The organism is Paenarthrobacter sp. FR1 (assembly GCF_051106045.1).
Taxonomy (GTDB): Bacteria; Actinomycetota; Actinomycetes; order Actinomycetales; family Micrococcaceae; genus Arthrobacter; species Arthrobacter nitroguajacolicus_A.
On the sequence record NZ_JBPFSF010000003.1, the window covers coordinates 296,443 to 313,964 of the forward strand.

Annotated in this window: 16 protein-coding genes; 10 read left to right on the forward strand and 6 right to left on the reverse strand. The window is 59.6% G+C overall.

The genetic code is table 11. From position 1 onward, the window contains the following. Positions 1-6: 6 nt before the first annotated feature. Both ACR30Z_RS08255 and ACR30Z_RS08260 read right to left on the reverse strand, forming a co-directional pair. Positions 7-1,209, reverse strand: coding sequence for an LLM class flavin-dependent oxidoreductase (locus ACR30Z_RS08255; protein WP_434372042.1), 1,203 nt, complete (start codon positions 1,207-1,209; stop codon positions 7-9). A 61-nt stretch (positions 1,210-1,270) separates the two neighbouring features. Beyond that, a complete protein-coding gene (locus tag ACR30Z_RS08260; protein WP_434372044.1) occupies positions 1,271-1,801 on the reverse strand; it encodes a flavin reductase family protein in 531 nt (176 codons plus the stop codon). A gap of 266 nt (positions 1,802-2,067) precedes the next feature. On the opposite strand from ACR30Z_RS08260, the gene ACR30Z_RS08265 reads away from it, so the two are divergent. Then, positions 2,068-3,114 (forward strand): helix-turn-helix domain-containing protein, encoded by a 1,047-nt coding sequence (locus ACR30Z_RS08265; protein WP_434372045.1) that lies wholly within the window; start codon positions 2,068-2,070, stop codon positions 3,112-3,114. On the opposite strand, the gene ACR30Z_RS08270 is transcribed toward ACR30Z_RS08265, so the two are convergent. Beyond that, entirely contained in the window at positions 3,111-4,904 is a 1,794-nt protein-coding gene (locus ACR30Z_RS08270; RefSeq protein ID WP_434372046.1) for a glycoside hydrolase family 15 protein, read from the reverse strand. The genes ACR30Z_RS08265 and ACR30Z_RS08270 overlap by 4 nt on opposite strands. A gap of 542 nt (positions 4,905-5,446) precedes the next feature. Between ACR30Z_RS08270 and ACR30Z_RS08275 the strand changes: the two genes are divergently transcribed. The 8 genes from ACR30Z_RS08275 to ACR30Z_RS08310 all read left to right on the forward strand — a co-directional run bounded on the left by ACR30Z_RS08275 (position 5,447) and on the right by ACR30Z_RS08310 (position 14,748). Continuing rightward, positions 5,447-6,493, forward strand: a complete 1,047-nt coding sequence (locus tag ACR30Z_RS08275; RefSeq protein WP_434372047.1) for a helix-turn-helix domain-containing protein — start codon at positions 5,447-5,449, stop codon at positions 6,491-6,493. 282 nt (positions 6,494-6,775) lie between these two features. Then, positions 6,776-8,227: an MFS transporter gene (locus ACR30Z_RS08280; protein ID WP_434372048.1), complete on the forward strand. Its 1,452-nt coding sequence runs from the start codon at positions 6,776-6,778 to the stop codon at positions 8,225-8,227. 252 nt (positions 8,228-8,479) lie between these two features. Then, positions 8,480-8,626 (forward strand): hypothetical protein, encoded by a 147-nt coding sequence (locus tag ACR30Z_RS08285; protein ID WP_434372049.1) that lies wholly within the window; start codon positions 8,480-8,482, stop codon positions 8,624-8,626. Between the two features lie 350 nt (positions 8,627-8,976). Further along, on the forward strand, positions 8,977-10,062 hold the full coding sequence (locus tag ACR30Z_RS08290; RefSeq protein ID WP_434372050.1) for a sugar ABC transporter substrate-binding protein: 1,086 nt from the start codon (positions 8,977-8,979) through the stop codon (positions 10,060-10,062). Positions 10,063-10,183: 121 nt separating this feature from the next. After that, positions 10,184-11,281, forward strand: coding sequence for a sugar ABC transporter substrate-binding protein (locus tag ACR30Z_RS08295; protein ID WP_434372052.1), 1,098 nt, complete (start codon positions 10,184-10,186; stop codon positions 11,279-11,281). Positions 11,282-11,359: 78 nt separating this feature from the next. Then, positions 11,360-12,928 carry a sugar ABC transporter ATP-binding protein gene (locus ACR30Z_RS08300; protein WP_434372054.1) on the forward strand — a complete coding sequence of 523 codons (1,569 nt, stop codon included), beginning with the start codon at positions 11,360-11,362 and terminating at the stop codon, positions 12,926-12,928. Further along, entirely contained in the window at positions 12,925-13,929 is a 1,005-nt protein-coding gene (locus tag ACR30Z_RS08305; protein ID WP_434372056.1) for an ABC transporter permease, read from the forward strand. The genes ACR30Z_RS08300 and ACR30Z_RS08305 overlap by 4 nt, the downstream gene beginning before the upstream one ends. Positions 13,930-13,986: 57 nt before the next feature. Next, positions 13,987-14,748 (forward strand): SDR family NAD(P)-dependent oxidoreductase, encoded by a 762-nt coding sequence (locus ACR30Z_RS08310; protein ID WP_434372058.1) that lies wholly within the window; start codon positions 13,987-13,989, stop codon positions 14,746-14,748. A gap of 150 nt (positions 14,749-14,898) precedes the next feature. Here the strand turns inward: ACR30Z_RS08310 and ACR30Z_RS08315 are convergent, their stop codons facing one another. Both ACR30Z_RS08315 and ACR30Z_RS08320 read right to left on the reverse strand, forming a co-directional pair. Then, entirely contained in the window at positions 14,899-15,228 is a 330-nt protein-coding gene (locus ACR30Z_RS08315; protein WP_434372059.1) for a Dabb family protein, read from the reverse strand. Positions 15,229-15,362: 134 nt separating this feature from the next. After that, positions 15,363-16,097 (reverse strand): NADPH-dependent F420 reductase, encoded by a 735-nt coding sequence (locus tag ACR30Z_RS08320; RefSeq protein ID WP_434372060.1) that lies wholly within the window; start codon positions 16,095-16,097, stop codon positions 15,363-15,365. Positions 16,098-16,237: 140 nt separating this feature from the next. Here ACR30Z_RS08320 and ACR30Z_RS08325 point away from each other — a divergent pair, with 140 nt between their 5' ends. Then, a complete protein-coding gene (locus ACR30Z_RS08325; RefSeq protein ID WP_434372062.1) occupies positions 16,238-16,606 on the forward strand; it encodes an ArsR/SmtB family transcription factor in 369 nt (122 codons plus the stop codon). Between the two features lie 52 nt (positions 16,607-16,658). Here ACR30Z_RS08325 and ACR30Z_RS08330 read toward each other — a convergent pair whose 3' ends face one another. Next, positions 16,659-17,321 (reverse strand): TetR/AcrR family transcriptional regulator, encoded by a 663-nt coding sequence (locus ACR30Z_RS08330; RefSeq protein ID WP_434372064.1) that lies wholly within the window; start codon positions 17,319-17,321, stop codon positions 16,659-16,661. Positions 17,322-17,522 lie beyond the last annotated feature (201 nt).

Genomic DNA, 17,522 nt, shown 5'->3' on the forward strand with positions numbered 1-17,522 from the left:
TCGTGGTCAGGCGCGCATGCCGGCTTCGCGCATCAGCGGGAAGATCTGCTCGTTGAGCCGATCGAGTCCCTCGTCATAGTCAACGAGGCCGGTGCAGATGCCCGTGATGCCCGAGGCCTGCAACTTCTGCAATTCCTCAACCACCATTTCCGGCGTTCCGGTGATCGGCATGAGGGCCGCGCGGCCGAATGCCCGCACCGACTCGTCCCGCTTGTAATCCTCGGACTGCTTGTACTCATCCCAGTTGAAGCTCTGAGTGCCGTTGCGGATGATCTCGCGATAGCGAAGCGCGCTCTCCCAGTCAGTGCTCTCCGTCACATAGTCCGCGTAAGCACGCGCTTCCTTCTCGGTGTCCTTGACGATGATGTGTGCGCCGGCCCACAGGCCCAGGTCCTCACGACCGGCCGCATCGGCCTTCTGCCGCAGCTTCGGCGTGAGCTCGCCGCTGTGCTCGACGGTCGCAACCGACGCAAACAGGACGTTTGCGTGCTTGAATGCGAACTCTTGTCCTGCGGGACTCGAACCGGCACTCATCACCATCGGACGCGGCGACTGCACCGGCTTAGGATGCGCCTGCGCGCCCTTGAGGTTGAAGAACTGGCCGTCGAAGTCGAACTCCTGCTCCTCGTTCGCCCACAGCCGCTCCGCGATCTCGACCCATTCGTCGGCGAGTTCGTAACGAACGTCGTGCTCGGGAAGCTCAACACCGAAGATGTCGTACTCGGGCTTGAAGTAGCCTGCTGTGACATTTAGTCCCATGCGGCCACCGCTGATGTGGTCAATGGTGGTCACCATCTTGGCGCCAAGTACCGGGTTGATGAACTGCACGTTGCACGTGGCGATGATCTGAATGTTCTGCGTTACAGCGGCGATTCCCGCCGCCCAGGTAAACGTCTCGAACTGACGCCCCCAGGGACGGTCGGGACCAGCGAGCCCCTGCCAGCGTGCGATGGGGATGAAGCCGTCTACGCCGTACCGGTCGGCCTTTTGCGCGAGATGCTGCACTTCGCCCCAGTTGCCAAGCTTGATGGAGTTCTCGGCGAAGTTCAGGCCGCCTTGCCCGGTGGACACGTTCGCCCCAAAAATGGCCACCTTGAAGGCGTTGTCACCCCCGACCATGGGGCCCTTGTCGCGCTCTACCGTGTAGTCCGCAACGAAGTCGCGATCGAAGGTGTTTTCGGTGGCAGATTCATTCGTAACGATGCTCATGATTGCCGTCCTTTCAGGAAGTTATAAGGATGTGGAAAGAAGTGGTCTCGATAGGGGCTGTTTAGATCAGCGAGGCTTCGCCGAGTGCATGCCAGGCGCGATTGTGATAAACGAGAGGCGTTCCCGGCTCGGCATCGCCAGAGAGCGCCGGCGACGCCTCGAGGGCCTCAATCGCCACGATGGTTGATCCGCCGGCGTTCATTGAGTTGATGATCCTGCCCCGGATCCAGGACCCCGCCTGGACGAAGTATGGTTCCCCGGTCTCGAGACGGGACCAGAGTGAGGTATCCGCAAAACGGTCGATTCCACTGGTCGCACAGAGTTTCGCAATGCCCACCTGCTCAGCGCTGAGAAAATGCACCACGACACTATCCGCGCTGAGGATGGTCGGGGTGCTGGACGAAAATTCCGAGACTGAGAACGCCAGAATCGCTGGTTCGGCACTGGCCGAAATTACGGACGTTGCTGTCAAGCCAACCGGCCCGTTGCCGGCGTCTGCAGTGATGACGGCGACGCCGCCAGGATGGTTGCGGAATGCCGCCTTGAATTCGTCTGCAGTGATTGCAGCTTCCAAGCTTTCAGTGATGGACATACTCACCGGATCTCCTTTGATATCAGTGAACCGGCTTCACTGCCGGCCCTTGCTCAGAGCTTCAACGTTAGGTGTCTCCATGAGGCATGCGACATGGAAAGAGATGCCAAACAGATGGGAAACCGCGTCAGGCGCGGGCCCTTGTGAAGACATGGCGTGGGATGCAAAGCTGGTGACGTGCTTCACATGCTGGGCCGCTTCAACCCGTTGCCCTGGACCCTGATACCCGGAAGCGCCTCTTCGTCAACGGTGAAAGGGGGGCAGCAGTGAAACTTAGCTCTTACCAGAATCTGCGACTACCCAACTTCAGCGTTCACGGACTCTGTGCCGTGTTGAAGGACGCGGATCTAGATTGGCAGACTGCGCTGACAAACGCGGAAATAGATCCTGACGCCATCGACCGTCCTGGAGGTACTATTCCCGCAAAGAAGGAACTGGCCTTCCAGCTCCAGTTTGTGGCTCTCACGAAGGATCGTGTCGAACTCTGGGTCAAGGCAGCGCAGGCTTACACGCTGGGGTCCTTCGGGATTCGCGGATTGGCCCTCGCGACCGCGCCGACCATTGCTGCGTGGGTGGAGGCCGGCAGTTCAACAGACAATGCACCCGGCCTTATGGAAATCTCGCCTCTCCGGACCTCGGACGGCTCCATAACCGGCATGGAGTTCACCTATCCCGACACCCCCGAGGAGCTGGTCCCGTTCAGCGTCTACCGGGATTTCTGCGTAATTGCCCGAACTTTCACGTGGATGTATGGCAGCCCCTTTCCGTTTACCCACGTCGAGTTCCCGCTCGCGGAAGCTTCCCCCGAAGCTGGCGCCTTGGTCCCGTGCGTCATCGACTGCGGATCTGATGCACTACGGCTTTGGTGGACCCCAGCAACCTCGGCACACGAGCTCCCCTTCGGTAACGCCTTCCAACACGAAGCATGGCTCAAAGCGGATCACCAGATTCTTGACGATCTCAGGGCAACCGGCGACTGGCCCGACACCGTCATGAAGATCATCAGGACCGCGCCCGGACTCAACCGCAAACTCGCAAATGTGGCCGCAACACTGCGGGTCTCCCCCCGCACCTTGCAACGCAAGCTTGAACTGACCGGCGATGACTTTGCTCAGCTCCGGGACAAAGCGCTCCGCGACCTCGCCGCCGATCTTCTCTCCAAAACAGATCACTCGGTAGCGCGGATATCCCGCACTCTTGGATACACGGACCCAACGAGCTTCACCATCGCGTTCAAGCGGTGGAATGGGATACCACCAACGGCCTACAGGGAAGCGTCCCGCTATGCGAACAAGGAAAAAACCGAGGCCTAGATGCCCTGACTGTGCATCGCCTCAGCGGCACGTATCAGGGCAAGGTGGGAGAAGGCTTGTGGAAAGTTTCCTGCCATACGTTTCTCGTCCATGGAATATTCCTCGCTCAGCAGGCCGAGGTCATTGCAAAGACCTACCAGGGCATTCATAAGATTCTCGGCGTCGGCCCGCCGGCGGGAACGCGCGTACTGTTCCACCAGCCAAAAGGAGCAGGCGAGGAATGGATGTTCACCAGGAGCCAACCCGTCGACGCCGGTCTCAGTGCGGTATCGCATCAGCAGCCCCTCAGAGGTGAGCAGCTCCTTTTCCAACCGAGCGACCGTCCCCAGCATCCGTCTATCGTCATAGGCGAGAAAGCCGACCTGCGGCAAGACCAGCAAGGCAGCGTCCGTCTGCTCCCCGCCGTACGTTTGAGTGAAGCAATTCAAATCCGGGTTGAATCCCCGTTCCATGATTTCTGCGGCCAGTCGGTCCCGGCGCCGTTCCCAATGCCCGAGCGGCCCAGTCAGTCCGTGGTCTCGGACGGCTCGTACCCCGCTGTCATAGGCTGCCCACATCATCACCCGGGAGTGCGTGAAGTACTGGGGAGCGCCTCGCATTTCCCACAATCCCAAGTCTTTCTCCTCGAAGTGTTTGTCCACTGATCCAAGGAGTGCACGCTGCAGAGCCCAAGAGAAATGATCTTCCTTGCCTCCGGCGAGGCGAAGCCTCTCCAGTACCACCATCACCTCCCCCACAACATCGGCCTGATGCTGGAAGACTGCTGCGTTGCCGATTCGAACGGGTCGGGCGTCCTGATAACCGGGGAGGTGCAGGAGTTCCCTTTCCGTCAGGTCGCGTTCGCCCCCTACGCCGTACATTATTTGCAAATCTTCCGGATCACCCGCCAGCGCACGCAGCAGCCAGTTGCGCCATTTTAGGGCTTCGGATTCGTAGCCGTGCGTCAACATCGCTTCGAGTGTCAAGGATGCATCGCGCAGCCAACAGTAGCGGTAGTCCCAGTTTCGTGGTCCGCCAAACTCTTCTGGCAGGGAAGTGGTAGGGGCGGCGACAATGCCTCCGGTCTCATAGTGGGTCAAAGCACGTAAGACTAGGAGTGAACGCTTGACTGCTCTCTGATAGGGGCCGTCATAGCGGCAATTGGCGGCCCACGTGGTCCAGTAGAGAATGGTGTCGTCCAGGGATCCATCTATGTCGATGGCTGGCGGCACGTCCTGGTAGGAGTGGAACCATGTTAGGTGGAAGTCGACATTCTGCCCCTGTTGAACGGTGAACTCCCCCGCATGGCGGTGGTCTTCGGCTTGCGGAAGGCAGGTGCCCCGCAAAGATAGAGCATCCGGACCGGACATCGCGAGAAGTACTTGTGCGGAGGCGTCAGTGCTGTCGCGGATCCTGCTTAGCCAAGGGAGAACGGTGGCATACTGGGGCCGGATTCGTATCTCTTGATGCATAGAGACTGTTCCGCTGAGCCCGGTTACTCGCCTGACGAGTGATGGATGGACGCCACCTACCGGCATAAAGTCCGTCACCAGGACCTTTCCGGAATTGGTCTGCCACTTTGTCTCGAGTACGAACGTCGAGTCCACATAGTGACGATCCACGACGACGGCCTCCGCCGGGCTAGGTGCTAACAGCCACCGGCCATGGTCTTCTTGGCCGAGCAGGGATGCAAAGACCGAGGGCGAGTCGAAACGCGGGAAACAGAGCCAGTCGACACTGCCGTGGCGGGAAATAAGGGGTCCGGTGTGGAGATCCGAAAGCAGAGCATAATCCTCAATCGGGGCAGCCATGCTTCACTCAATCACAAGATGAACGATTCCCATAGACCTTGCAGCTCTAGCTCCCAAGCGCCGTCAGTTACCGCGCTTGGGAGCTTCGCTGGCCTGGTTTGCAAACAAAGAATTGAGGCTGTGCGACGGGTGCAAATGGAACGATCAGCCACTGGTTGCCGTAGAGCTCCACGTAACTGTCAGCAGGGCAGAGTTTGAAGGCTTCTTCGCGTGTCATCGCGTTCCTCTCCATTGTTGGATTGTTCGGCTCCACTGCGGAGCTCGGTTGGTTTCAACGTTAAGAGCCTGCGGCGTTGGGCCGGCATGACAGGCGACGCCAAGTAGATGGGAAACTGCGCCAAACGTGGCAGCTTGTCTATTGACTGCCGCTGGAGGTGCAAAGCTACTGACGTGACTTCACGAGGCTTCTGGTACTCGGATTATCCGAAACGCATTCAAGCAGGAGCCCGTCCCTCCACAAAGACGAGGAGAACGATGCATCTCGGAACCGCTCCTGAACGCACGGTAACGCCCCAGCCTGCCCGCGGCAGGAGGTGGGAACGGTGAAAGGAGGAACATATCAAACCCTGCGGGTACCCAACTTCAGCGTTCACATACTGCGTGGACTGCTTGAGGACGAAAACCTGGATTGGCAATCCGCCTTGGCGAATGCAGAAATAGACCCTGACGCTGTGAACCGCCCGGGAGGCACCATTCCAGCGAGGAAGGAGTTGGCTTTTCAGCTTCAGTTTGTTGGTCTCACACGAGATCGTACTGATCTCTGGGTGCGGGCGGCGAACGCCTACTCGCTAGGCTCCTTTGGGGTTAGGGGCTTGGCCCTCGCCACTGCACCAACCATAGAAGCCTGGGTGGAAGTTGCAAGTACCACTGACTACGGCCCTGCCCTGTTCGAGCTCGCGTCGCTGAGGACAGCGGAAGGGACCGTTACGGGAATGGAGTTTACCTACCCCGACGCCCCGGAAGAGTTGATCCCTTTCAGCGTTTACCGCGACCTCTGTTTCATCGCGCGCAATTTCAGCTGGCTATACGGCAGCCCTTTTCCCTTCACCCGGATTGACTTCCCCCTGGCCGAGGCTTCACCGGAACTAACGGCAAATGTCCCCTGCAATATCGACTGCGACGCTGAAACCCTGCGGCTGTGGTGGAACCCCATAACCTCAACACAGGAACTCCCCTTCGGCAACGCGTTTCAGCATGCGTCATGGATTAAAGCGGATACCCAGATTGTCGACACTCTCAGGGCAACCGGGGACTGGCCCGACACCGTCGCGAAGGCAATAAGGACCGCTCCGGACCTCAACCGCAAGCTGGCAAATGTCGCCGCAACGCTGCGGGTCTCCCCCCGGACCTTGCAGCGCAAGCTCGAGCTGACCGGGGACGACTTCGCCCAACTCCGGGACAACACCCTGAGTGACCTTGCTGCCGATTGGCTCTCGAATACAGATCTTTCGGTGGCGCTGATTTCGCGCAGGCTTGGCTACACGGAACCTGCCAGCTTCACCATCGCCTTTAAGCGGTGGAAGGGGATGCCACCGACGGCTTACCGGGAAGCTTCCCACTATAAGAACAACGTCAGCTCCAAGGCGTAGCCAGGCCTGCACCACCATCAGAAAGCGCGACGCACCTTGGCGCACATTCCCAGGGATACGGCGTTGATTGCCGTGTCGGCCTGAAGCCGCCCCCACTTAACGTTGAAGCCTGCGCAAGCCCGGCAAAGAAGCCGGAGTCTTTCCGCGGGACGTACCGTATGGCGTGGGCGCCGGCGCCCCATCGAAGCAAAGATGGGCCCCGGATCCTCCGGTCCATGCGCTACTCCCCACGGTCAGGAACGCCCCAGCCGCTGCTGGGTATTAGACAAAGGGTGGTCAAAGATGACACAAACAACATTGGTGCAGTCTCGCACCGGCCAAAGCACACCGATCATTGCTTTACTCCTGCTGAGCGGGATAACGCTCGATATCCAGTACGGGATCCTCGCTCCTCTCATCGGGGTGATTGCTACCGAATCAGGACTGACGGGCTCGGAAATCGGCTGGGTCCTCAACGCGCTGATGATGGGCAGTGTAATCTCCGTCAGCCTGACCGCCCGCATGGGCGACATCTTCGGGCATCGCAAAGTTCTCATCACGCTGATAGCCCTGGCACTGGTCGGATGCGCACTGGGGGCAACTGCCAACGGTTTCTGGCCCTTGGTCACGGGCCGATTCCTCATGGGCCTCGCGGTCACGATTCCACTCAGCTGGGGGCTCCTGCGTCCGCGGGCTACCGCCCGGCAAATCCGGCTGGTCTCGCTGGTGCTCTCGACAGTTATGGCCATCTTCACACCGCTAGCACTTATTGCCGGCGGCCTCATCGTTGGAATGGGCCTGCCGTGGGAAACCGTCTTCTGGGTGACTTTCGCTCTATACGGGGTGATGCTGTTCCTCGCCCTGAAGTCACCCGAGACGCCCGTCACCGCCCGCGCCATAGTCCAGTTGGACTGGTTCGGTGCGCTCGGGCTGGGCCTGTGGGTCACAGCACTCCTGATCGGTATTGCTGAAGGACCGGCCCAAGGCTGGACTTCACCTCTAGTACTCGGCGCATTCATGGTGAGCGCAGTGACACTGGCTGCTTGGATCATTCAGCAGCGCCGCACGCAGGAACCCTTGGTGTCATTTCGGAACATGGATGTCCGTCAGACCCTCATCGGCTATTCGGGAATTCTCCTGATCAGCCTGGTTGGACAGGGCATATTTCTCGTGCTGCCGGCATGGCTCCAGACCCCGGTCTCGTCCGGGTATGGGCAGGGCCTGTCCGCACTGGACTCCTCGTACGTACTGCTTGCGATGATTCCAGGAGCGGGCCTGGGATACCTCTGGACCCGGTGGGGCCTCCGGCAGTTGGGGCCGAGGACCGTCCTAGTCATTTCCGGATCCGCTGCGGTCCTGGTCTTCCTCGGACTTGCCTTGGCTCACGGCCACGTGTGGCTGTCATGGTTGTGGGTGTTCCTGTACGCGCTCACAATCCTTAGCTGCCTGACCACCGGATACACCCTCGTTGCGGCCGCAGGTCGCCCCGACAATATGGCTGTAACTGTTGGCATGCAAAACATCATCCAGTTCGTCGGAGCGATGATTGCCGTCGCGATTATCTTGAACGTCTTGGTTCCCGGCGCGGACGGGTTCATTCCGGAGGCCACGTTTGCCGGCATCTACATCGCATCGGCCGTCATCATCGCTGTCTTCGTGATCGTCTGGGCACTGCTGGCACCCAGGCGCATCACTGATCTGCATGCAGTCGATACGGAGACCGATGCAACCAAGGTCCATGTTCCAAGCCACTAACCGGATCGGCAGCTGATCCGGCTGGCTTTGCCTTCAGGAGGCGAACCACGTCGTCGGGCCGGTGAGCAGTTCCGCGCTCAAACCGCGGGCTCCTCACCGGCCGCATACACGTGGACCTCGGGCAAATCCCCAATCAAGGGCCGAACAGGCATCACTGAACGGACACGACAAATGACTTACCACAAGCAAGATGATTGGCTCCCCCTCGTCGGGGAAACAGTACAAATACGGCTCAATGGACGGTTAGTCCGGATGGGAATCGTTGACGCCGTGACGATCGACGACGAGATCCTGTGGCTTGCGTCCGATGGCGTAAACCAGCGACGGCTCATCAGCAAAGCCGATGGTTTTGAGGTCTGGATGACTTACAAATGGGAAACCGCCGGAGCGTGGGGCTGACTTCAAGGATTAAAGGGCGCTCACCCAATCCCACGCCCTAATCAGGATTTGCACCCGCTAACCGCATCAGGGCGCGTTGCTTCGTCCTGCCGTCCCTCAATTGACGGCACGTTCAGCCTGCTGTCGTCGAGAACCGTAAACACTCGCAGCGTGATAGTAACAACCAGATTATGCAAGTTTTCTCTTGACGTGTGACCTCAAACACAAGTAGCGTCGGCATAGCACCCACCGAGATCGCCAAGCAAAGAAGCTGGCGGTGAGTCACCCATCCGGCCGACAACGGCGTCGGCCGGATGCATGGGAGACCGGGTACGCACGCTACCCACGTGCCAACGAACGCAAGGAGAAAAATGCGCACAATGAAGTCGCGAATGATGTTCACCGCCGTATCGACGGCGGCGCTCCTGGCCCTTGCTGCTTGCGCCGAAAGCGCAAGCGGCCAAGGCCCCGCCGACACTGCCGCGATCGACGTCGGCCATGACATGAAGATCAACCTGAAGACCAGCCCCAACCTCAAGGTCGCGGTTTTCCTCCCTGGTGTTGCCAACGCCTACGGGCAGGCCCAGGAGCTCGCCGCGAAAGAGACGGCCAAGGAGCTCGGCATGGACATGACATTATTCGACGGAGGCTACAACCCAAGTCAACAGCTTAACCAAATGCAGACAGCCCTGGCGTCCGGGGGCTACGACGCAGCGGTGGTGCAAGCGCTGGACGGAACTGTTGTTTGCAAAACGATCACCGAGGACTACCCGAAGGCCAACATTCTGGTGGTGAACAATGTCACGCCCTTGTGTGAGTACGGCATAAATCAGACCGGCAAGGCAATCGACGAAGTCTGGGCACCGGGCACCATGAACTTTGTCGGTAGCAACAACACCCGCGCATACATCGATGGCTGGTTCTCCGCAGCAGCAAAAGCCAACCCGGGCAAGCAGAATGTGGTCGCCGTTCTCGGACCTGCAGTCGCCGCCCAAACACGGGTGATAGAAGTTGCCCTGGCGAAGTTCGCGAAGGACAACCCCGATTACACCATCAACACCATCAACACCGACTACACGACCACTGGCACGTACAACCAGTTACAGACCTACCTACAGGGCCACGCGGACACCACCCTGATCCTGTCCATGTACACGCCAGACATCTCACAAGGCGTCGTCAAGGCCGTAGAAGACGCAGGCCTTCTCGGAAAGGTCAACATTGTGGATCAGGGCTTCGGCGAGTTCTCAATCGAGCAGATAGAGGCGGGAAATATCCAGTTCTCGACGCTCTTCTTCCCATACAACGGGATAAAGGTCTCCCTGGAGACCATTGCCGCAGCCCAACGCGGGGAAGCCGGCCCTCGTTTCGTAGATGACTCGGTGATTGGCGATGCAAAAAGTCCTTTCACCATCACCAAGGAAACGATTTCCGAACTTCCGGACGAACTTCGGTAACCCGTAAGACAGGGCAACACTACTCAACACACCAATTCGCAAAGCAATGAAGCTCCGCGACGCATCACATACATGCCGGCCGCCCACGGCGCCGGGACGAGGCAACCCAAAGGAAATTACTATGCGTACAACCAAGTCGCGGGCCATGCTGGCCGCGGGATCCACGGCAGTTCTGATCGCTTTGACCGGCTGCGCTGGTACCAGCAGCGATAACCCGGACAATCAAGGTCCGGCAGGCACGGTCGCAGTGGATGTCGGCAACGACATGACAGTGAACCTGAAGACCGGCCCAGGCCTCAAGGTCGCAGTTTTTATTCCAGGTGTGGCCAATGAGTTCGGTATTGAGCAAGAACGGGCAGCCAAGGAGACTGCCACCGAACTCGGTATGGACATGACCTTGTTTGACGCGGGCTATGACCCTAACAAGCAACTAAACCAGATGCAGACAGCCATGACATCCGGGAACTTCGACGCGGCAGTGGTAATGGCCCTGGACGGCGTGATGTCCTGCAAACTCCTGACCAATGATTTCGCTAAGGCCAACATCCTGACGTCGATTTCAGGCTCGCCCCTGTGCGACGACGGCGCAAATAAAAACGGGAAGACCGTTGATGAAGTCTGGGCCCCAGGTACCTTGAACTTCGTGGGCAGCAACACCACCCGCGACTACGTCGACGGCTGGCTGGCGGCCACGGCAAAGGCGAACCCGGGTAAGCAGAAGGTAGTTGCGGTTCTAGGGCCTGCGGTCAATACCCAGACGCGTGTCACAGAAGCCGCAATGGCGAAGCTCGCGGCGGACAACACCGGGTATTCAATTGACACGATCTACACCGATTGGACCACCACCGACGCATACAACAAAACGCAGACCTACCTGCAGGGTCACCCGGACACCACCCTCATCTTGTCCGCCTCGGCGCCCGACCTCACCCAAGGCGTCATCCAGGCTGAAAAAGACGCCGGTCTTTCGGAGAAGATCCACATCGCGGACGTCGGCTTCGGCAAATTCCAGACCCAACAATTGGAAGCCGGCACCGTCCAGCTCTCCACAATGCTCTTTCCCTATAACCAAATGAAGGCAAACCTCAACTCGATTGCCGCTGCGCAACGAGGGGACACCGGCACGCGGTTCGTGGACGATTCCGTCATTGGGACCGCAAAGAACCCCTTCGTGGTCACCAAGGAAACCATCCCGGAACTGCCAGCCGAACTGCGCTAGCGCATCAGTCCCCCAGCGTTGGCTGGGGTGATGTTCTCCCGAACGCCACCCCAGCCCGAAGTAGAAAGAAGACCGGCAATGGAGTCCACAAAATCGGACCCGGTGATCGCCGTCGCGCTCAAAGCGGTATCGAAGACCTACGGGGCCACCCGCGCATTGATGGATGTGGACGTAGCAATCCACGAAGGAACAGTCCACGCACTGATCGGCGAAAACGGAGCAGGCAAGTCCACAGCACTGGGCACGATCGCCGGACGAGTCGACTTTGACGGTGGTGTGGTCGAAGTCTTCGGTGAACAGCTTGAACCAGGAAACCTGCGCGCTGCCCGCCGAAGCGGCATCTCGGCCATCTACCAGGAACTCACCATAATCCCGCATCTGGATGCTGCAGCAAACGTATTTCTCGGATCTGTCCTGTCCCGATTCGGCGTCCTCTCCGCCAGTGAAATGCGCCGAAGATACGTACAACTGTGCGCTCAGCTGGAGGTCGGGGTGGTTCCGGCAGGCGTGCCTGCGGGCACCCTTTCGGTAGCCGAGCAGCAGTTGCTTGAGATCATGCGCTCGCTCGTGGTCGATCCCCGTGTCATCCTTTTCGATGAGCCAAGCGCGTCGCTGGCCGTCGAAGAACGCGAGGCGCTCTACAAGGCAATCGAAGGACTACGCAAGCGCGGCGTCACCATCGTGATCGTGAGCCACAACTTTGATGAAATCGAACGGCTCGCCGACCGGGTCACAGTTTTCCGAAATGGCAGGGCCATCGTCACAAGCGCGCGGGGGGAACACTCCCGGGCCGAGCTCGTGCGCGCGATGCTCGGTGAGCAGCGAGGCGACCAGACACTCGGCCGCGTGCTCATGGATAAGCCCGTGGAAATTCACTCGAGACCCGTCGACTCGGATGCCTCGCCGATTCTTGAAGTGGTTGGGCTCAGCGTTCCAGGTGTCATAGAGAACATCGATCTGGAAGTGAAACCCGGGGAAATCCTCGGCATTGCCGGTCTTGTAGGTTCGGGCCGATCAACATTATTGCGTGCAATCGCTGGCGCCGAACCCACAGCCCGCGGAACCATCCGCCTCTCGGGCGTCGAGCAGGCGTGGCCGCGAACAGTGCGGGCGGCACGCAAGCTGGGAATCGGGTTGATCCCCGAGGACCGCAAGGGAGAAGGGCTCGTCCTGCTCCGCAGCGCGGCGGACAACATCGCACTCTCCAATCTACGCGCAGCCTCATCCGGCGGCGTGATTCGGCGAAGCAAACTCCGGGGGATGGTCGCCGAAGCTTCTTCAAAGCTGAACTTTCCCACCGCCCGGCTCGGAGAACGCAGCGACAGGTTCTCAGGTGGCAACCAACAAAAGCTGCTGATGGCACGCTGGCTCTACGACCGTCCACGGGTACTCCTCGCCGATGAACCGACGCGCGGCATCGATATCGGTGCGAAAGGCGAGCTTCTCGAAAGTCTTCGCAAAATGGCGGACGACGGGGTCGGCGTCGTCGTCGTCTCTTCGGAACTCGAGGAAGTACTGGCGGTTTCCGATCGCGTACTGGTCGTCGCCAAAGGCCAAAGCATGGGCCTCATTGAGCGAACCGGAGATCAACAGCTCGCTATGGAAGACGTATTGAACGCTGCATTTGGATTGAAGGAGATCGCATGAGCGCCACCATGGACAGGGACATCACCGTTGCTCCAAACGTAACGGTAAAGAAGGGAATCAATCTCAGGGAGAGAGCAGCGAGCCTGGGAATGGTCTGGGTGCTCATCATCCTTGTCATCACTGCGGTCATTCTTAATCCCCGATTCCTCAACCCTGGAAACCTGATCAACATCCTGACCCAGAACGCTCCGGTTGGCATCATCGCCGTAGGGATGACGTTCATTATCATTGCTGGAGGCTTCGATCTTTCAGTGGCCGCCGTACTGGCGATTGGTGGAGTCTCCTATGCAACCCTGTCCCACACGATGCCCGCGGGGCTGGCGATGCTCGTCACTTTGGCGATCGGTTTCCTGCTAGGCCTGATCAACGCCCTCCTCATCACAAAAGCGAAGGTCAATGCGTTCATCGCAACCTTGGCGACCGCCTCGTTGTTCAGCGGCCTGACCTTGCTGTTCACCAATTCCAAACCAGTCCCCATGGCCGCAGGCGGCTACGATTTCCTCTCGGACCAGGACTTCCTCGGGGCCCCGCTATCCGTCTGGCTGCTCGCAATCCTCGTCGCGGCAGGATGGTTCGCACTTTCCAAGACCGTGTATGGCCGCGGAATCTACGCGATCGGCGGCAACAACGAAGCCGCACGACTGGCCGGGTTGCCCGTGATCTCACTTCGGGCAAGTACCTACGTACTGACGGCTATGCTGGCAGCCCTTGCGGGAATCGTCCTGGGCTCGGTCATCGGCGTCGGCCAGCCAGGCGTGGCTGTCGGAGTCACACTCAACTCGATCGCGATCGTCATCATCGGCGGGACTTCATTGCTCGGCGGAGAAGGTGCCATGTGGCGGACGCTCGTCGGCATCCTGATCTTTGGAACCATCAACAACGTCTTCGACATCCTTGCCTTTCCACAGGCGACTCAAGAGGTGGCCCTTGGCGTGATCGTGCTCGCCGCCGTATCACTGGATGCCTACACACGGTCACGGAAGCGTTCAGGAGAAGCCTGACCCGGCTCCACGACGGCAGCTGCTGAAGAATACAAACACAAAAGAAGGAAGATCAATATGTCTCGATTGGCCGGCAAGGTCGCCATCATCACGGGGGCAGCCAGCGGAATGGGGCTATCCGCCCTCAAGCTCTTCGTGGCCGAAGGGGCACGGGTAGTGGCCACGGACATATCCGCTGAGGCCCTGCGACAGGTGGTCGAAGAAGTCACCGGGAACGGCGGCGCGGCCATTGCCCGCACGCACGATGTTTCCTCTGCCGAAGACTGGAAACGTGTTGTTGACGACGTCCTCGCCGAATGGGGCACGATTGACATCCTCATCAACAATGCGGGCATTGCCATGGCAAAGGGCGTCCTGGAAGCCGAGCTTGAGGATTGGAACAAGGTGATGGCCATCAATGTCACCGGGCCTTGGCTCGGAATGAAGAGTGTCATTCCGGTGATGCAGGCGGCCGGCCGCGGTTCCATCGTAAATGTGTCATCCATCGCCGGGATCGTCGGCGGCGCATCGGACGGCGGTAGCGCTGCCTACTCCGCGTCGAAGGGCGCCGTTCGCTCCCTGACAAAACACGCTGCTCAGTGGTTTGCCAAAGACAACATCCGGGTTAACTCAGTGCATCCCGGTCCCATCGACACCGGGATGACCCGTGGCTACGGGCTCACGAGGGAATCACTGGCCAACCCTGATACTGTCCCATTGCCACCCCACGCCGGGGAGGCCTCCGACATCGCGTATGGCCTGCTGTACTTTGCGTCGGACGAGGCAAAGTTCATCACCGGAACCGAGCTCGTCATCGACGGCGGATTCATTTCGCACTGATGATGTGCATCAGCATCGTCGAATGAGACGTGCTGGGCAAAGTGCTCATTCATGGGCTGCCGGTGGGCAGTGTCCGTATGAGGCCTGTCTACCCTCGCATCGATTGACGGGGCTCCCGAACCCTTGGTTCAGGAGCCCCGCCCGTTTGCCTCAAAATTCGAGATCGAGGATTGCGATGTCGGTACTCTTGCGAAATTCGAGGATAAACATAGCCACGTCCATGTGAGTGGCTTCTGTCGAGAACGCCTCGAGGGCGGCGCGGTCTTCGAGTTCGGCGACGAGGCCGAAATCAAAGTTGCCCTGGATGCCAATGTCGACGCCTGCTTTGAGCGAACGCAGGCCTGGGATGACGCCGACGAGTGCTTCAAGGCGATCAACCGCTTCCTGCAGGCGCTCCGTCGGCGTGCCTTCAATAACGCGGAATAATACGATGTGTCGGATCAAAGTGTCTCCTTTGTAGGCGGCGGGAAATCCGATCATGGTGTTGGTGTGGGTGCACGTAACGAGCGAGGACCTTGGCCTCATTCGCGTTCATCCCCCTGGCCCCCATATGACGCCGGCTATGGGCCAGCTGGACAGTAGGCCCAAGTTGTTCGCCCCCCTTTTGCTGGAGGCTAGTGGTGTGCTGCGCGGTTGATAGCGACAGTTTCGTCCAGCGACGGCATCTTCTCAAAGGAACCGAAGTGCTCAATGAGGCGGTCACGGGTGACCGGCGCCTTGTCTTTCTCGGCTTCGGAAAGAGCCTTGCCGAGGTCCTCCAGGCCGAGCTCGGTGCAGTATGCCGGGGTGCCAGGCTGCTGGCGCCACGAGTCCGCAATCACGCCGGCGTCGAACGGGTCAAAGCCCGTGTCGTCAACGAGCTGCATCACTGTTGCGCGAGCCTCGGCGGAGTCCGCAGCAACAGGAATCGCGATTCGACTCGGAGATCCTGCAGGAAGCCCCTTGTTCTGTTGGGTACCGGCGAGGGCCGCATTCCATGCCTTCACAACGGGACGGCCGAGCTGCTCCTGGCTCCACTCACTTTCGACCTGCCCCTGATCTACCGCTTCAACCGGGCCCATCATGTAGGGGTAATAGTTCGACGTGTCGACAACTATCGTGTCTTCAGAGGCGCCAGCCAAGAGATCGGCCAGACCCGGCTGTACCGAGAACGGGATCGCCAGCACTATCACGTCGCGGTCCGCAACCGCCCCGTTCACCTCAGCGGCACGCGCGCCAGCGGCCAGGACTTCTTCAGACACGATTTCGGGCCCGCGGGCGTCGGCGACAAGAACGTCGTGACCTTTTTCGCTGAGACGACGCGCGAGGTTGCCGCCGATGGCTCCAGCGCCGATAACGGTGATCTTCATAGGTATTTCCTTTGTTCGTTGGTCCCACCCGACAAGTGCAGACGGGATGTACACTTATTCGTGTACAAGAAGCCTACATGATGTACACCCAAATGCGTACATCATGTTTCGAGTGGAACAACGATGGAAAGAGCAATCTAATGGCCAGCCGCTTGTCGAATCCGCTGACAATTCCCGCCGAGGAGGACTTCAACCTGTTCGCCGTCATGTTCGCCCTGAACGATCCCACTCGGCGCGCAATTGTCGAGTTCATAGCGGCAGAGCCGGGGACGGGGTGCAGCAACTCCGACTTCGGCGTCACGAAGTCGGCCCTGACCCGGCATTGGCGCGTCCTCCGCGAGTCCGGAATCATTAGACAGGAAGCGCAGGGCAACCGGCACAGGAACTGGCTCCGCCGGGACGAGCTCGACCGGCGCTTCCCCGGCCTGCTGGACCTTGTTCTGGAAGCGCAAGCCGAGGCATCCTCCAGCCCTTCGGACCTGGTGAAGAGCACCGACAAAGAGGCCTAAAGCGCGACCAGGCGGCAGGCAGGATTTCGCGTTCAACTGCCGTTGAGGCCGCCTATCCCGCTGATTCCTGATTTCTGGATTCTGCCTCGGCACTACCATTGTCGGCGGCGCCCGACGGGCCATCTACGCCAGCGGGCAACTCCCACCCGCTCCTGGTGAGGGCAGCCAAGGCCGCGGCAGATTCGTCGTCAGCCAAAGCCGCTCCCCTCACCCAACTGGTAGCCAACGTAGCTAGAAAAAGGTCCCGCCCCCTCACTTCGCCGCGAGCACTTCCTTCACCCTGGGCCGCCCGGAGGAACTCCTCGGTCGTCGTAATAAATCCTTGGCATGTCACAGTCAGAGGAGACGGGCTGTCCGTCGTTGCGGCTCGCAGCGGCTCGGGCAAACCATCGAATGCTCCAGCCCATTCAGTGAGCGCATTGAGCCAGCCATGGAGAGCGTCGGCGGCGTTCGCCGATCGAATCCGAAGTTCATCACGGCGGGACACCAGGGCTTCGTCGCGCGCAGTGAGCAACTCGGCTAGCAAGGCTTCCCGGTTAGGGAAGTGTCTATAGAGGGTGCCCGCGCCTATGCCGGCTTGTTTTGCGATTGCATCGAGCGAACCGCCAACGCCGTGCTTCGAGAAATACTGCTCGGCAGTATCGAGGATGTGACCACGATTTCGTCGGGCATCGGCCCGAGGCGCACGAGCCTTGTTCGTCTCGGTCTTTCGCACTGCAGTTACCTCACTTTGCTAAACGGGGAGTGTCTCCGTATAGTCTTTCCATAAGAGGAGACCATCTCCACTTCAGTCTACGTGCGTCTCCGGCAGATCGATGAATTTGCCGGTGAGATCGTCCCGGTACATAACGAGTGCGGGCTCCCCCGCCACGATTACGCCGGAACCGCCCTACGCGACCATTACTTTTTCCAACGG

Bases quoted from the DNA above. Each gene is read 5' to 3' on its own strand.
- ACR30Z_RS08255 (WP_434372042.1), bottom strand. From the start codon at position 1,209: ATGAGCATCGTTACGAATGAATCTGCCACCGAAAACACCTTCGATCGC.
- ACR30Z_RS08260 (WP_434372044.1), bottom strand. From the start codon at position 1,801: ATGTCCATCACTGAAAGCTTGGAAGCTGCAATCACTGCAGACGAATTC.
- ACR30Z_RS08270 (WP_434372046.1), bottom strand. From the start codon at position 4,904: ATGGCTGCCCCGATTGAGGATTATGCTCTGCTTTCGGATCTCCACACC.
- ACR30Z_RS08280 (WP_434372048.1), top strand. From the start codon at position 6,776: ATGACACAAACAACATTGGTGCAGTCTCGCACCGGCCAAAGCACACCG.
- ACR30Z_RS08285 (WP_434372049.1), top strand. From the start codon at position 8,480: ATGGGAATCGTTGACGCCGTGACGATCGACGACGAGATCCTGTGGCTT.
- ACR30Z_RS08290 (WP_434372050.1), top strand. From the start codon at position 8,977: ATGCGCACAATGAAGTCGCGAATGATGTTCACCGCCGTATCGACGGCG.
- ACR30Z_RS08295 (WP_434372052.1), top strand. From the start codon at position 10,184: ATGCGTACAACCAAGTCGCGGGCCATGCTGGCCGCGGGATCCACGGCA.
- ACR30Z_RS08300 (WP_434372054.1), top strand. From the start codon at position 11,360: ATGGAGTCCACAAAATCGGACCCGGTGATCGCCGTCGCGCTCAAAGCG.
- ACR30Z_RS08305 (WP_434372056.1), top strand. From the start codon at position 12,925: ATGAGCGCCACCATGGACAGGGACATCACCGTTGCTCCAAACGTAACG.
- ACR30Z_RS08310 (WP_434372058.1), top strand. From the start codon at position 13,987: ATGTCTCGATTGGCCGGCAAGGTCGCCATCATCACGGGGGCAGCCAGC.
- ACR30Z_RS08315 (WP_434372059.1), bottom strand. From the start codon at position 15,228: ATGATCGGATTTCCCGCCGCCTACAAAGGAGACACTTTGATCCGACAC.
- ACR30Z_RS08320 (WP_434372060.1), bottom strand. From the start codon at position 16,097: ATGAAGATCACCGTTATCGGCGCTGGAGCCATCGGCGGCAACCTCGCG.
- ACR30Z_RS08325 (WP_434372062.1), top strand. From the start codon at position 16,238: ATGGCCAGCCGCTTGTCGAATCCGCTGACAATTCCCGCCGAGGAGGAC.